Origin of the sequence: Salinivibrio sp. AR647 (assembly GCF_001995415.1) — a bacterium.
GTDB classification, from domain to species: Bacteria; Pseudomonadota; Gammaproteobacteria; order Enterobacterales; family Vibrionaceae; genus Salinivibrio; species Salinivibrio costicola.
The window spans coordinates 118,180-133,454 of record NZ_MUFE01000009.1 but is presented as its reverse complement, the minus strand read 5'-3'; the positions used below and the strand labels follow the sequence as shown (position 1 = coordinate 133,454).

The following is a 15,275-nucleotide window of genomic DNA, read 5'->3' as shown; positions in this document are numbered from 1 at the left end:
GTGCATTATTCATGATAGATACAGAATATGACGTGATATGAATCGCATCGAGGCTAGCGATTATTGATGAATTCGTTAGAAGTGAGAGGCCGGTTCAACCTTGATCAAAAAAGCAGCGAGACTGGCCCGCTGCTTACTTATTTTGTGATTATACCAGGTTTGTACTATTACAAACGCGTGCTACACACGTGGCACAAAACCGACCGCATCATAGACTTTGCGTAAGGTGTCTTGTGCCCGTGCAGAGGCATGCGCCGCCCCTTTTTGCATCACACTATCGAGCATTGCGCGATCAGCTCGAAACGCATGATAGCGCGCTTGCAACGGCTCTAGCATCGCGACGACGGCGTCTGCAGTGTCTTTTTTCAGGTGGCCATACATCTTGCCTTCATACGCTTTTTCTAGCGTATCAATTGACTCACCCGTCGCCCCAGACAATAACCCAAGCAAGTTGGAAACACCCGGTTTTTGTGCACTATCAAAACGGACACGCGGCGGCTCTTCTGAGTCCGTGACCGCACGTTTGATTTTTTTCGCAATCGCTTTTGGATCTTCGAGCAGCCCGATCACATTGTTACGGTTATCGTCAGATTTCGACATTTTTTTGGTCGGATCTTGCAGGCTCATCACCCGCGCATTGACATCGGGTGTGTAAGGCTCAGGCAGAGCAAACACATCGCCATAGCGATTATTAAAACGGGTCGCAACGTCACGCGCCAGTTCAAGGTGCTGCTTTTGATCGTTACCCACCGGCACTTGGTTGGTTTGATACAAAAGAATGTCTGCCGCCATCAATACCGGATAACTAAACAATCCCGCGTTAATGTTCTCTGCATGGCGCTGCGACTTATCTTTAAACTGGGTCATCCGATTCAACTCACCCATTTGGGTGTAGCAGTTTAATACCCAGCTGAGTTGCGCATGCTCAGGCACGTGGGACTGGACAAACAAGTTGCTTTTTTCTGGACTGACTCCCACCGCGAGACACAGCGCTAGCGCATCTAAAGTCGCTTCGCGCAGGGAATCCGCCTCTTGGTGAACCGTAATGGCATGCAAATCCACCACACAGTACTGGCAATCATAATCATCTTGCATCTGTTCCCACTGACGCAACGCGCCCAGATAATTACCAATACTCAGCTCGCCTGAGGGCTGCACACCACTCAATACAATGGGTTTCGAAGATTGACTCATGATGATTCGGTTCCTTTACATGTTGCCCGTGTGGGCGGTTTTATTTGCTGGTAAAAAGCGTTACGCGGAGTAATTGGCCACCACTGCCTCTAGCTGGCTAAAATGGTCCAGTACATAGCTAGGTTGGCTGTCACTGATTGGCTCACCGTAGTTGTAGCCATAAGTGAGGCCAACGGAGGCCATTCCCGCATTGTGTGCTGCTAAGATATCATTTTTTGAGTCACCGACCATCAACATCTGGGCATTGGTTAAGCCATGCTTATCGCGCAACAGGTGCAAGCCTTCTGGGTCAGGTTTGCTGGTTGACAGACTATCACCACCAATCACATCACTGAACAAGGCCGCTAAACCTAAATCCTCTAAAATAGCAGGCACGAAAGCGAACGGTTTATTGGTGACGACGCCCAGCTGATAACCCTGCTGGTGCAACGCGGTGAGCGTCTCTTTCACGCCAGGATATAGCACCGTTTTTTCGTGACCATTGTGCTCATAATGGTAGTTAAAACGTTCTCGAGCTTTTGCAACGAGCGCAGGGTCCAGGCTCGGATCATAATCATGCGCACGGGACAATGCGCGACGAATCATAATATCCGCACCATTCCCTATCCAACCGGTCACCTCGGCTACACTCACTGTTGGCCGGTCCAAATCCGCCAGCATCATCTGCAGCGCTTGGGTCAAATCGGGCACGCTATCAACCAAGGTGCCATCTAAATCAAATGCAATATAACGCAGGCTCATACGACTTCATTACCTTTCTACTTTTGCCAGTTCGGCACGCATTTCTTCAATTGCGGTTTTATAATCCGGTTGACCAAAAATGGCCGACCCTGCGACAAACATATCCGCGCCCGCTTGGGCAACGTCTGCAATGTTATTGGCCTTTACACCGCCGTCAATTTCCAGACGAATATCTCGCCCGCTGGCATCAATACGCTGACGGACCTCACGCAGTTTATCTAAGGTGGTGGGAATAAAAGACTGGCCGCCAAACCCAGGATTGACCGACATCAACAGGATCATATCGAGCTTATCCATCACATAATCTAAGTGGTGGAGCGGCGTTGCCGGGTTAAAGACCAAACCCGCTTGCATGCCGTGCTCTTTGATCAACTGCAACGTGCGGTCAATATGCTCACTGGCTTCAGCATGAAACGTCACCATGTTCGCGCCCGCTTTAGCAAAATCAGGAATAATGCGGTCGACCGGCTTAACCATCAAGTGAACATCAATCGGTGCGGTGATCCCATAGTYACGTAAAGCCTGACAAACCGGGGCACCAAATGTCAGGTTCGGAACGTAATGGTTATCCATCACATCAAAGTGAATCACATCTGCACCCGCCGCCAATACGTTTTCAACTTCTTCACCCAATCGGGCAAAGTCTGCAGATAAAATCGATGGCGCAATCAAAAAATCCTTCATAGTGCGGTCGCCTCAATTGCCAAAAAGTCGCCGTAATTCTACCCGATATCGGCCATGAAGTCTTACCTTAACCATGCTTAATCTCAGCGAACACTGGCAAGTGCCAGAGAATTAACTAGAGTAAAAACAGAAGCTGAAAATGGAGGCAGGATGGGCGAAAAACCTAGACTAAAACAGGTAGTGACAAGTGTCGTCGCTGCTTTGTTTGGGGTGCAATCACAACGCAATCGCGAGCGAGATTTCGGCTATGATTCACCGGCAATTTATATCATTACCGGCGTTATCATGATCGGACTCGTCATTGGCGCGCTGCTGGTGATCGTGAGCTGGTTGACGTGAGCGCTTGAGGCAACAGCGCTTAAGGCGTGGATGGCTGAGGGGAAAAAAGTGCCAATAGCTCATCCACCTTATTACGACCATTGCCATTACGGCTGATGGTACGCTTAACTTTCACCACATTAAAACTCGCACCACGATATAAACGGCGTGTATAGGGCGTATCGTGATTGGAGATTAATACCGGCACCCCTTGGGCCAACGATGCTTGCTCAGCATGCTCAGCCAGCAAGGCTTGATCATCCAGCGTAAAACCATTGGTGGCGTAGGTGGTAAAATTCGCCGTAGCAGTTAAAGGCGCGTAAGGGGGATCGCAATAAATCACTGTCCCTTTCGTCGCCCGAGCAAAACTCTCCCCATACCCTTCACATACAAATTCCGCACGCTGGGCCTTTTCTGCAAAGATCGCGAGCTCTTTTTCCGGAAAATATGGCTTTTTGTACGACCCAAATGGGACATTGAAACCGCCTTTTTTATTGTACCGACACAAGCCATTAAAGCCGTGACGATTCATATACAAAAAGTACAGCGAACGCAAATAAGGGTCTGTGGTAAGGTTAAACTCCCGGCGGACATCTAGATAGCGCTCTTTTTGGTTGTACTCTTGGCAAAAGAAGACGCGCGCATCCGCCACAAAACGCAACGGCGTTTGCTTAATAATATTGTATAGATTGATAAGATCTGGGTTGATGTCAGCCAGAATGTAATGTTCGTAATCGGTGTTTAAAAATACCGATCCAGCACCGACGAAGGGCTCGATAAGCGTGTTCCCTTCGGGAAGATGACGACGAATGTCATCGACTAGCGAGTATTTACCACCAGCCCACTTTAGAAACGCGCGATGCTTTCTCATTGCCCCTGATCTATCTCTGCGGTGTGAAAAGGGGCGGATTGTACCCTATTTTGGCTCATCAATCAGCGGATTTTACTGCCCATTTGCGCGGTTGATTTCACGGTGAACCTGACTAAAAGACTTCACAAACGGCTGCAGCGCCCGCAGATTATCCGCCAATGTCAGTTCCGCACGACGCGCATCCGTGACGCTGGCATAATCACCCAGTAACACCATGTACCAGTCAGCATTGTTGCGTTGGGTTTGATATACCTGAACCCGATCACTCAGTTGGTAGTTAGCGATAAAGTCTGTCGCATCTTGACGCGAACGCAAGGCTGCAAGCTGCAGGGCATAACGCTGGGCAGGTACATCAAGCAAAGCTTGCGCGTCAAAAGATAAGCGATCATCACTGGCCGCTGTCGACGCTGTCTCTGTAGATGCTGCCTCTGTAGACGGCGAGGCGGCGGTATTTTGCGATTGCGCCAGATCTGAGGGCTCATCCGGTGTCGCGGGCGCAGGAATCGCTTGGTTAATCTCGCTAGCAAGTGGTTCCTCAACCGCCTGGGTGCCATCGCCACCGGCATCTTGTTCGTTAATAATGGCGTCGACAACATCATCAGGTAAAACCACTCTCTGGCCCGCATCATTGCGACCGACGGTTAACCCCTCACCGTTGACTTCCTGCGGTAAATTCGCCTGATCATCGGTCACCGCTGCATTCGATCCCGCTACGGTGTCGGTTTGATCCACTGCCGAGTTGCTATCTTGGCCCGTCTCTTGCCCATCAAGGGTTTGTGGGTCAGTGGTCGCTTGCTGCTCGTTGAGCAAATCATCCAAGTTTTTTAACCCGTCAGGGAGCATTGTCTCAGCCGACGAGGCGTCATCTTGACTCGGAAAAGCCCACCAGATCGCACCGGCACCCACAATCATCAGCACCACGGCCAACAGCAGCATTAAAAAGGGTTTATTATTTTTCGCGGGCTTTTTATTGTCTTTACTCACAGCGCCTATCTCCTGATTGTCCTTTCCCATGATGGTGCCGGGGTAAACGGTTTGATTAGCAAGCTTGGCTAACCACTGTTTTTTACCCGCTGCATCAATACGTTGCGTGACGGCTAACACATCGATGAACATCTCTTCTTCACCGTCATTAAGCGGCGAGATCTCGAGCTCCAGCGGCTTTTGGTCGTGCCCGTAAGACACCTGACGTAGCCACTTGTTCAACTTTCCTGGCAAGGCAAAGAGTACAACATTAATCCGCCAGTGTGCTTGATGCTGTGCATATTGCACCAACGCCCATAGCTCAGACAGTAATCCAGGAGTCAGCCGATGCGCATCATCAATCACAATGAGTGCATCACACCCAGCCCCGTCAAGCATCATCGTCAAGCTATCTAACAGCGGATCCGCTTGATTAAAAACACCGTCTTTGACAATTTGTCGCAGCAAGATAGCGCGACGTTGGTCATCGCTTTGTGCCGTATGGCACGCGAGTAAGGCATGAACATGGGCATCCGCCCACTGCTCCATGTAGCGCTCACTTAACCAGGTTTTACCCGCCCCATCAGGCCCGGTGACTTGGATCAGATTCGCGCTAAATCGAGTGATAAATTGCAGTCGAGAAAGGAGCTGGGTTTGGCTTTCCAGATCCAGAGCTAGCGTATCAAACGTGTCTGTCATGCATTCAATGGTTAACCGGCATCAATCACATCAGCGATTAGCTGGTGTGGAACATCTGCAACCACTTGAGCCTGGCCTATCGCTGTTGGTAAAACCAGACGCAACTGTCCTGAAAGCACTTTTTTATCACGCATCATGTGCTTAATAAAAGCATCGTAGTCCATTTCACGGGGAGCCTGCACGGGAAGATGTGCACTTTGTAACAGGGCCGTGATGCGAGTAACCGTTTTTTCATCAATCAAGCCATGCTGGCACGCCGTTTGTGCCGCCAACACGGTTCCAGCCGAGACCGCTTCACCATGAAGCCAATTGCCGTAGCCCATTTCGGCTTCAATCGCATGACCAAACGTGTGCCCCAAATTCAACAGCGCGCGTACGCCTGTTTCGGTTTCATCTTCGGCCACCACATCGGCTTTGATTTGACAACAACGCCTTATCGCGTAAATCAATGCATCAGGAGAGAGCGCGGTCAGCGCCACCATTTCACTGTCAAGCCAATCAAAGAAAGGGGCATCGGCAATCACACCATACTTGATCACTTCTGCCATCCCCGCAGCAAACTCACGACCGGACAAGGTGCTTAGCACCTGCGTATCAATCACCACCGCTTTGGGTTGATAAAATGCGCCAATCATGTTTTTGCCAAGAGGATGATTAATTGCTGTTTTCCCACCGACGGACGAATCGACTTGCGACAGTAATGTCGTGGGAACTTGAATAAAATCAACGCCGCGCTGGTAACAAGCACTGGCAAATCCAACAATATCGCCAATCACGCCGCCCCCGAGGGCGACGAGCACGACATCACGGTTATAATTATTTTCTAAAAGAAAGGTGTTGATGGTGTTAAACGTTTCGAGCGATTTATACGCTTCACCATCAGGCAAGCTAAGGCAGGCTACATCAGTTGCGCCTGCCCGCTGAAGGGTTGAGACCAGAGTGGCGCTATAAAGCGGCATCACTGTCTCATTGCTAATAACAGCAACCCGACGGGAATGGACGCCCTCAAACAGGCTCGCATCTGCTAACAGCCCTTCACCAATCGAGATAGGGTAGCTACGTGCCCCTAAGTTAACGTCTATCCGTTCCATGGTCGGGTCCTGTGGTCGGTTATTGCTGCTCTAAGAGCGCCATGATTTGATTTGCCACCACTTTAGCGCTTTGATCATCAGTTCGTACAACGTAATCCGCTATTTCTTGATACAAAGGATTACGTTCTTCTGCCAATGATTCCAGCACTTCACGTGGTTGGTCAGTTTGCAACAATGGTCGTTTCTTATCGCGTTGGGTACGTGCGAGCTGCTTTTCGATGGTGGTTTCCAAATACACCACCACCCCACGAGCAGAGAGGCGATTACGGCTTTCTTTGCTCATAATCGAGCCACCGCCAGTCGCGAGAACGATACCTTGCTCTTCAGTGAGGTCGTTTATCACGTTTTCTTCGCGTTTACGGAAACCTTCTTCACCCTCAACGTCAAAGACCCATGCAATGTCTGCTCCAGTACGATCTTCAATCACTGAATCAGAATCATAGAATTCCATGTGAAGTTGCTGAGCGAGATGACGACCAATTGTGCTTTTACCAGCCCCCATAGGGCCTACCAAAAAGATGTTTCGTTTTTCAGCCATTTTAAGCAATTTTACGCGCGGTTAAATAAGACAACACCGCCCGCAGGCTTAATGTAAAAAGCCCGAGGCGCCAATTCCTCACAGATATTTCGTGATCAGATTAAAAATTATCTCAGGACAGTGACCCCTTTGGCAACACCTAACCTACCCTGTGACGATTTTAGGGGTCACAAAGATCAGAAGTTCGCGTTTTGCATGGTCTTTTAACTGATGTCGAAACAAACCTCCGAGCAAGGGAATATCTCCAAGGAGAGGCACTTTGGTTTCTTTGTTGATCATCGTGTGCTGAAAAATGCCACCTAAGACCACAGTTTCACCATTCCGCGCCAAGACTTGGGTATTGATCCGTTTGGTACTGATCGACATCGCCTCACCTTTTCCGGCCACGACCGACTTTTCCGGCATATCTTGGGTCAGCTTTAAATCCAGCACCAAGGTATTATCCGGCGTGATCTGAGGCGTGACCGACAAACTCAACACCGCTTTCTTAAAAGAGACGGCCACCGCCCCACTGGAAGAGGCTTCCAAATACGGCAGCTCTGTCCCTTGTTCAATATAGGCGGCTTTTTTGTTGGTGGTGATTAATCTTGGGCTCGAGACCACTTCGGCTTTTCGTTCGCTCTCGAGCGCAGAAAGCTCCAAGTCGAGCAGTAAATCGTTGCCTAACTTAGCCACTTGAAAGGCCATGCTCGAGGCAGAAGGATTGACTGCAGCTAAATTAACATTGAGGAAATCACCAATACTGCTCCCCTCACCGGCGGCTTCATTTAGGCTATCAGGACCTTGCTGCGCCAAATCGCTATCCCACATGATATTCCCTTCGACCGAGGATCCCACCGTGGTTGAGCCGTTGCGATTCAAAAGCCCCCAACGTACGCCAAGCTCGTCGACCGAGCCTTGCTCTACCGTGACAATACGCGCTTCGATTTCCACCTGCTTAACCGGCACATCGAGGTGCTGAACCAAGGTGCGGATACGATCAATGTTTTTGTCAATATCGCGAATGATGATCGCATTGGTCCGCTCATCCAGCGACACCGCCCCCCTTGGAGATAACAAGCTCACGCCTTGCGTTTGACCGCGAATTAATGCGGCTACCTCACTGGCTTTGGCGTAATTCACGGTGATAACCGCCGACGATAGCGGCAACAAGGTTTCTGCTTGCTGCGCCATTTCCAAATCCTGTTTTTCTTGCGCCATCAGCTCTCGACGAGGGGCAACAAGCATCACCTCGCCACGTTGACGCTTGTCCAGCCCTTTCACTCTTAAGATAACCTCTAACACGTCTTGCCAAGGCACACCGTCAATCCGCATGGTGATATTGCCCTGAACACTGTCTGAGGTGACTAAATTAAACTGATTTTGCTCAGCAATCAGTTGGAGTACAGCGCGAACTGGAATGTCTTGGAAGTTGATCGAAATCGGTGCATTCGGATCAAAGGATGCAGCTGTCGTCGGTTCGGTGGCTTGTATGGTTACCACTAATTGTTGTTTTTGTTGATGGTAATCAAAGGCGATCGCTTGCGCCGCTTGCAGATAAATTTTTGCGTGTCCAGAGGATTGCGACACATCGATCGCAGTAATTGCTGAATCCCTGTCTTGGGTATCGATCCGCTTCATTAATGACGGTTTAATCGTTACCTGCGGTAATCGGATATGGAGTTGATCGGCGCTCGGCTGACGAAAATCCGCCATGATCGCAGGGCTGTCGAAGCCCAAAATCAGTTGTGCCTCTCCCTGAGCAGAGCGGGTTAACTGTAACTGGCTCAAGGTTGTCATCTCCGCAGCCTGAGCGGACGCGCCCATAAAACACACCAGGATCAGCGCCACGCGCACAAGCGACCACGGTATAAGGGTATATCGGGCGTTATACGCCGCGAAAATCATCATAACAGTTATCCTTTACGACAGGTTAGGTTCGATTGAAAGCGTCACGGTCCGTTGCTGCCAGCATCCTAAACCATCAGGTAGTGCCTGGTTTATCGCGACATGATCACGCGTCACCGCCATCACTCGGCCGTGGTGTTCACCAAGCCGGTCGCCACGTGCGACTTGCTTGACCATCCCATTCGGCAAAGCAATGAGTGCCTGTTTTTGCCCCCCTTTAGTGAGGCTTCCTTTCATTTCAAGTTGTGTTAAAGGTAAGGTTGAAAGCGGACTGTCACGCCAATGCAAGGCCGGTTGCCAGCAATCACCAGGAGACATCCGTTGTGGGTCTGCTGCGACCGATAAAACAAATGGATCGCGCGTTTCTTTTGCAAAGGGGACAGGTTGATAAACACTAGGCGGCGGCATGCGTGTCGCGGTAACCGTCGCTTGCGCTTGCACCTGGCGCATAAATTGATGAATGTCATCATCCGTTTTTTGACAACCACTCAAGATCACGATCAACACAAATACACTGGCTCTTAACATGACGCGTCCTAGTTTGTGGGTTGATTGAGCGCGGGGCGGCCGGTATAGCGATACGTCGTCGCAGACACCGAAAATTGCAATGGCGCTGCAGACGGCGGCTGTTCGGCCTCGCGCGCGAGGACAAAGTCCTGCAATGACACTAAGCGAGTCATCGCGGCAATATCGGCACTGAACGCGCCAATATCTCGATACTGGCCTTCAAGCACAATGTTGATTGGAATGGCGTCTAGCCAGCTTCCTTGCTTTCTCGGCTGCCATGCGAGCGTTTCAAACTGCAACTGGTGACGCATCCCCACCTCGTTCACACCAGCCAGCAGGCCCGCGAGCTCTTCTTCCTCAGGCAATTGCTGAATCAGTCTTGCGTAGCGTTGATTAAGCGTCTCTATTTGCGCCTGGACATCGGGTAACGCAGCCACCTCATGCGCTAACTGTCGATAACGTGCTTTCAGGTGAGACTCTTGCCGGTGAGCATCAAGCAAGGTCGCTTGATTTGGCTGTCCAGCGCCTAACCAGCCGACATACCCCATTACTATCAGTAAAGCACCCCATAAACTCAGCTTTACCGACCAAGGCGCAAACGGTAGTCGTCGCCACTCCCATGCCATCGAATCCATCACTGTTCGTCCTCCTCGCGCTCCGGTAATTGGGGGGAAACATAGTGTGTCAGTGAAAAGCTCAGTCGAAACCGTTTATTGGGCCCGACGGTGTGATCACCCGTCACTACGGTATCGATATCGAGCCCCTCTACCGCTTGCTGCGCTTCCAACGCGGCCAGCAAACGCGCGAGCTCTGCGTTTGAATTCACCCACCCTTCTAAACGGATATGGCCTTTTTGTTGTGCCAACCGGGTTAAATAGGCACCAGCAGGCATCACCGTCGGTATAAAGTTGAGCACCTCAGTGACATTATTACGCTGTCTTTGCAGTTGATTGACCAACCCGAGCCGTGATTGCAAGGCGCGACGTTTAGTGTCTTGTTGCTCAAAGCGCACTAAGGTTTGTTTAAACTGCGTGATGCCTTGTTCAAGTTGTTGATTACGGTGTTGCTGCCCCGCTATCTGATAATGCTGCCACTGGATGAATCCCATCCCGATGATCAGTGCGCTCCCCACAACCGCAAGGGTTTGCAGGATAAAATGGCGTGCCTGTCGACGTTGCACTTGCGCGCGCCAGGGGAGTAAGTTAATCCTCATGAACCGCTCGCTCCTCGGAGCGCAAGCCCAAGCGCCGAGCAAGCATGAGGGCTTAGAGAGGGCGCGCCAAAGGGTTCGCCAGGTTGAATAAACACACGTTGGGCAGATGAGGGGCAGAGAATGTCGCTGGGCCAGTGACCGCTTAGCCATAAGGTTGAGATAGGCACCGCGTGTTCGCTCTCCACGCGTTGATAGGCATGATCCAAATGTTGTTGTAGAACGCGAGAGGATGCCGTTGCCTCGCCTTCTGAGCCAGATCCTCCTAGCGGCATTGCGACGGTCAAAGATTGTTGGTACAGCCCGCCATCGGATAACGCGCGCACCGCCGTCAACTTGCCGGCATCGAGATGTAGCCATAGCGGTGAAGTCTGTGGTTGGTAGTGACCTATCAACGCATCATAAACTGCTTGCAGCCCATGCTGCTGCGTATCGACAACACTTACCTTTAATCCCACGTCTTTCAACGCCGAAAGTATTGGCGTGAGTGTCTGTTGGCGACAGGCCACTACCTGGTACTGCGCCTGTCCTGGCTGATGGTTCAACGCATGCTGTTTGGTGAAATCGAAGAAAAGACCACTAATTTCCATATTGAGCGCCATGCCTAATGCTTGTCCGACCACGGCTTCCTGCTCGAGAGGATCATCCACATCGGCTGCCATCAGGGTCTTACTGATCACGGTGTCATCCTCAACGCCTACCACCACACTCGGTGACAAACGTTGATACCAGGACACTCGGCTCAATAGTGTGTCTTTGAGCGTTTTCATCGTGGTTGTCAGGGTGTCTTCATCACCAGCGGTCAAGATATGATGCCCGGAAACCTTGAAGGATGAAGGGGACGGGCATAGCGCAATCGCGTGGCTTTCCGTTTGGCCCAAAGCGATACCTAAAACTGCCGAACTTGGAATCATTTCGTGTTAGGCTCCAACGTCAGAGTAAGGTCAGTATTTACAAAACTGTCCTCATCACGGGTTATTTTTTATGCTGGTGCCTTTATACTACTCACGTATGATTATTAAACGGCTAAACGGCAACGAAACGGGAAATCTCAGGTGAAGTTCATAAAGCGTTTGCTTATCTTTGCACTGGTTTGCACAGTGCTTGGAGTCACAACAATCTTTGGGTTTTACCTTTATGTGAAACCCGACCTCCCCGATGTGGCGACATTGCAAGATGTTGAGCTACAAACTCCGATGCAGGTCTATAGCGCAGATGGTGAGTTAATCTCGCAATTCGGCGAAAAACGGCGTATTCCAGTCAAACTCGAGGATATACCTCAACCTATGATTGATGCCTTAATTGCCACCGAAGATAGCCGCTTTTATCAACACCCAGGCATTGATCCTATTGGTATTGTTCGTGCCGCGGCGGTTGTCGCCATGTCTGGCAGTGCCAAGCAAGGGGCCAGCACCATCACCCAACAGCTAGCACGAAACTTCTTCCTGACCAACGAAAAGCGAATTATGCGCAAGATAAAAGAAATTTTTATCGCGGTGCATATCGAACAATTGCTCAGTAAAGAAGAGATCCTTGAGCTCTATTTCAACAAAGTCTTCTTGGGGTATCGCTCTTATGGCGTAGGGGCAGCCGCACACGTGTATTTTGGCAAAACCTTAGATCAACTGACCTTAAGCGAAATGGCCGTGATCGTGGGGTTACCCAAAGCGCCCTCCACCATGAACCCACTTTACTCGCTTTCACGCTCAACCGAGCGACGGAACGTAGTGCTCGGCCGCATGTTGAATGAGGGCTACATTTCTAATGCGGAATACCAGCAAGCGAAAAATGAGCCTATTGTCGCCAGCTACCATGGCGCCGAAATAGAGCTCTCAGCACCTTATGTTGCTGAAATGGCTAGGGCTTGGGCGATTGAGCAGTTTGGCGAAGACGCCTATACCTCAGGGGTACGTATTTTCACCAGTGTGGATGCGGATATGCAGCGCGCGGCCAATCACGCCGCCATAGAGAATATCCTCGCCTATGACCGACGCCATGGTTTTCGTGGCCCAGTAGCCACGCTTTGGCAAGCACCTAGCGAACGCTGGCAACATCAACGTATTGTTGATCACCTTGCCAAGCAACCCAGTTACGGCCCCTTGGAGCCTGCGGTCGTGACCGATGTAAAGGCACAATCGGCTCAGGTTGTCGGCCCTAATGGTCGTGATATCGAGCTGCCTTGGAAAGGACTCGACTGGGCGCGCCCATACATTACTGATAGCCGTCAAGGGCCGGCCCCTAAACGCGCTGATGCGTTCCTCGCCAGTGGCCAACAAGTGTTTATTCGTCGCGTCAATGACAGCTGGCATTTGGCGCAAGTACCTACCACCAATACGGCCTTAGTTTCTATGTCTCCGTCAACGGGGGCAATCAAAGCCTTGGTCGGTGGGTTTAACTTTGTCCACTCCAAGTTTAACCGTGCCACACAGTCAGTTCGCCAAGTGGGCTCAAGTATCAAGCCCTTTATTTACTCGGCGGCAGTCAATGAGGGAATGACGCTAGCCAGCCTTATCAATGACGCGCCCATTAACCGTTGGGATCGCAGCCAAGGGGTGGCATGGCGTCCTAAAAACTCACCGCCACGCTATGCCGGCCCGACGCGCGCACGATTGGGATTAGCCCAGTCGAAAAACGTCATGGCGGTGCGTGTCCTCCGTCGTGTTGGCTTGGACGATACCTTAGATTATCTGACTCGCTTTGGCTTTAAACGTGATGATCTCCCTCGCGCTGAAGCGATTGCTCTGGGGGCAGGCAGCTTAACCCCCGTCGAAATGGCACAAGGGTTTAGCGTATTTGCCAATGGTGGCTACTTTATGGGGCCTTTCATCATCGATCGGGTAGAAACGCCCTTCGGTGAGGAAATTTATCGTGCCAACCCACCGGTTATATGCGACCACTGTGAGCGCAAACCGGAAAAAGCTGACCCGTTTAATGAGCAAAACTTATTGACGGACAATGGTAATGACCAACCAACACCGAGCAATGCCAAGCAAGTGATTGATGAACAAAATGCCTTCTTAGTGCGCGAAATGATGCAAAGCAACATTTGGGGCGGCGGCGATTGGCGTTATGGCACCGGTTGGAACGGCACGGGCTGGCGCGCTCAAGCGCTTAAACGTCGCGATATCGGCGGTAAAACCGGGACCACCAATGACTCAAAGGATACTTGGTACACTGGCTATGGCCCAGGTATCGTCACCACGGTTTGGGTTGGCTTTGATGATCATTCGCGTGAACTCGGTCGCACCACTCGTAATGCTAATTTAGGCGACGAGCGTCAACCGATTTATGGGGCGGAATCTGGCGCGAAAACCGCAGAACCTGCTTGGATTGACTTTATGCAACAAGCTCTCGCTGACGTGCCAGAGCAAAATAAAGTGGTGCCGTCCGGCATAGTCAAAGTACGGATCGATCGCGAGACCGGACTGCTGACAAGAAAAACCGATCATACCTCGATGTTTGAGTACTTTATCAAAGGCACCGAGCCGACAGAATATGTATCGGATCAGTCTGATGGCAACATTTACGAGTCCAGCACGGAATCCTTGTTTTAACTCGATAAACGCTTAAACCACAACGCCCACATCCGTGGGCGTTGTCACCTCAATGCCAGTATCTTGTGTTAGCGGTGATTTAAGCCGCTCCTTATCGCGGTCATCTGGCCACCAATGGCGTCCGCAAGCTGTTCATATCGTCCTCGTAACGGTGATCCAGGGCGATAATCGAGCGTGATTTGTCGCGACGGCGTCGGTGACGTAATGGGGATATACACCACACCATCGCGTTTATCGGCAGGCACGGACAGCTGAGGCAATAAGGTAATCCCACTTCCTGCGGCCACCATGTTGCGTAACGTTTCTAGACTGGTCGCGCGGAAACGTTGATCCTCTTGCGCACCGACTTTAAAACAAAAGCCCATGGCTTGATCGCGCAAACAGTGGCCATCGCCCAGCATCAACAAGGTTTCCCCGTCTAACACATCAAGCGCAACTTCAGCACATTCCGCCAACCGGTGCTTTTCGTTGACCGCAAGCAACATCGGCTCATCATAGAGTGGCAGCTCTTTAAGGTGCTGTGTTTCTTCGACAGAGGCTAGGATAACGCAATCGAGCTTGCCTTCTTCCAACTGCTGAACCAGTTGCTGGGTTTGTCCCTCATGAATAAACAGCTCTAAATCTGGGAAACAATCTCGCAGCATCGGAATGATTTTGGGTAATAGATACGGCCCCACGGTGGGAATAAAGCCAATATGTAGGGGGCCGGTCATACTTTCACCTTGCTCACTGGCCAATTCGGTTAAAATTGTGACTTCCCGCAATACGTTACGTGCTTGCTGTACTAACCTCATACCGGCATCGGTGAACAAAACCCGACGACTGGTACGCTCAAGTAAGCTGACGCCGAGTTCATCCTCCAGTTTACGAATTTGGCCACTCAAGGTCGGCTGGCTGACAAAGCAAGCCTCAGCGGCTTTGCGAAAATGTCGGTGTTCAGCCAACGCAACCAAATACTCCAAGTCACGAATGTTCATCGTTGTCTCTTCTATAGGGGATAACTATCAAAACCATAGCA

At 50.8% G+C, this 15,275-nt stretch carries 15 protein-coding genes; 2 read left to right on the top strand and 13 right to left on the bottom strand.

What is annotated here, in order from left to right:
• Positions 1-180 precede the first annotated feature (180 nt).
• The 3 genes from trpS to rpe are packed head-to-tail and all read right to left on the bottom strand — an operon-like array spanning position 181 to position 2,619.
• Positions 181-1,194 (bottom strand): tryptophan--tRNA ligase, encoded by a 1,014-nt coding sequence (gene trpS / locus BZG76_RS12135; protein ID WP_198532346.1) that lies wholly within the window; start codon positions 1,192-1,194, stop codon positions 181-183.
• 60 nt (positions 1,195-1,254) lie between these two features.
• Positions 1,255-1,935, bottom strand: coding sequence for a phosphoglycolate phosphatase (locus BZG76_RS12130; protein ID WP_077461559.1), 681 nt, complete (start codon positions 1,933-1,935; stop codon positions 1,255-1,257).
• Positions 1,936-1,944: 9 nt separating this feature from the next.
• Positions 1,945-2,619: a ribulose-phosphate 3-epimerase gene (rpe, locus tag BZG76_RS12125; RefSeq protein ID WP_077461558.1), complete on the bottom strand. Its 675-nt coding sequence runs from the start codon at positions 2,617-2,619 to the stop codon at positions 1,945-1,947.
• Between the two features lie 150 nt (positions 2,620-2,769).
• On the opposite strand from rpe, the gene BZG76_RS12120 reads away from it, so the two are divergent.
• A complete protein-coding gene (locus BZG76_RS12120) occupies positions 2,770-2,958 on the top strand; it encodes a DUF2970 domain-containing protein (RefSeq protein WP_077461557.1) in 189 nt (62 codons plus the stop codon).
• 19 nt (positions 2,959-2,977) lie between these two features.
• On the opposite strand, the gene BZG76_RS12115 is transcribed toward BZG76_RS12120, so the two are convergent.
• The 9 genes from BZG76_RS12115 to pilM form a co-directional block, all read right to left on the bottom strand.
• The gene (locus tag BZG76_RS12115) at positions 2,978-3,808 is read right to left on the bottom strand and encodes a Dam family site-specific DNA-(adenine-N6)-methyltransferase (RefSeq protein ID WP_077461556.1); all 831 of its coding nucleotides are present in this window, start codon (positions 3,806-3,808) and stop codon (positions 2,978-2,980) included.
• Positions 3,809-3,880: 72 nt separating this feature from the next.
• Positions 3,881-5,470: an AAA family ATPase gene (locus BZG76_RS12110; RefSeq protein WP_077461555.1), complete on the bottom strand. Its 1,590-nt coding sequence runs from the start codon at positions 5,468-5,470 to the stop codon at positions 3,881-3,883.
• A gap of 11 nt (positions 5,471-5,481) precedes the next feature.
• On the bottom strand, positions 5,482-6,561 hold the full coding sequence (gene aroB, locus BZG76_RS12105) for a 3-dehydroquinate synthase (RefSeq protein ID WP_077461554.1): 1,080 nt from the start codon (positions 6,559-6,561) through the stop codon (positions 5,482-5,484).
• Positions 6,562-6,580: 19 nt separating this feature from the next.
• Positions 6,581-7,099 carry a shikimate kinase AroK gene (gene aroK / locus BZG76_RS12100; protein ID WP_025739049.1) on the bottom strand — a complete coding sequence of 173 codons (519 nt, stop codon included), beginning with the start codon at positions 7,097-7,099 and terminating at the stop codon, positions 6,581-6,583.
• A 144-nt stretch (positions 7,100-7,243) separates the two neighbouring features.
• On the bottom strand, positions 7,244-8,986 hold the full coding sequence (locus tag BZG76_RS12095) for a type IV pilus secretin PilQ (RefSeq protein WP_443216266.1): 1,743 nt from the start codon (positions 8,984-8,986) through the stop codon (positions 7,244-7,246).
• A 15-nt stretch (positions 8,987-9,001) separates the two neighbouring features.
• Entirely contained in the window at positions 9,002-9,514 is a 513-nt protein-coding gene (locus BZG76_RS12090) for a pilus assembly protein PilP (RefSeq protein WP_077461552.1), read from the bottom strand.
• Positions 9,515-9,522: 8 nt separating this feature from the next.
• Positions 9,523-10,128, bottom strand: a complete 606-nt coding sequence (locus BZG76_RS12085) for a type 4a pilus biogenesis protein PilO (RefSeq protein WP_077461551.1) — start codon at positions 10,126-10,128, stop codon at positions 9,523-9,525.
• A complete protein-coding gene (locus tag BZG76_RS15385) occupies positions 10,128-10,706 on the bottom strand; it encodes a PilN domain-containing protein (RefSeq protein ID WP_158009988.1) in 579 nt (192 codons plus the stop codon). The genes BZG76_RS12085 and BZG76_RS15385 overlap by 1 nt, the downstream gene beginning before the upstream one ends.
• Entirely contained in the window at positions 10,703-11,617 is a 915-nt protein-coding gene (gene pilM, locus BZG76_RS15275) for a pilus assembly protein PilM (RefSeq protein WP_108742921.1), read from the bottom strand. Before pilM ends, BZG76_RS15385 begins: the two co-directional genes overlap by 4 nt.
• Before the next feature lie 141 nt (positions 11,618-11,758).
• Here pilM and BZG76_RS12075 point away from each other — a divergent pair, with 141 nt between their 5' ends.
• Complete coding sequence (locus BZG76_RS12075) at positions 11,759-14,257, top strand: penicillin-binding protein 1A (protein WP_077461549.1); 2,499 nt, start codon at positions 11,759-11,761, stop codon at positions 14,255-14,257.
• A 68-nt stretch (positions 14,258-14,325) separates the two neighbouring features.
• Here BZG76_RS12075 and oxyR read toward each other — a convergent pair whose 3' ends face one another.
• Positions 14,326-15,234 (bottom strand): DNA-binding transcriptional regulator OxyR, encoded by a 909-nt coding sequence (gene oxyR / locus BZG76_RS12070; RefSeq protein ID WP_077461548.1) that lies wholly within the window; start codon positions 15,232-15,234, stop codon positions 14,326-14,328.
• Positions 15,235-15,275 lie beyond the last annotated feature (41 nt).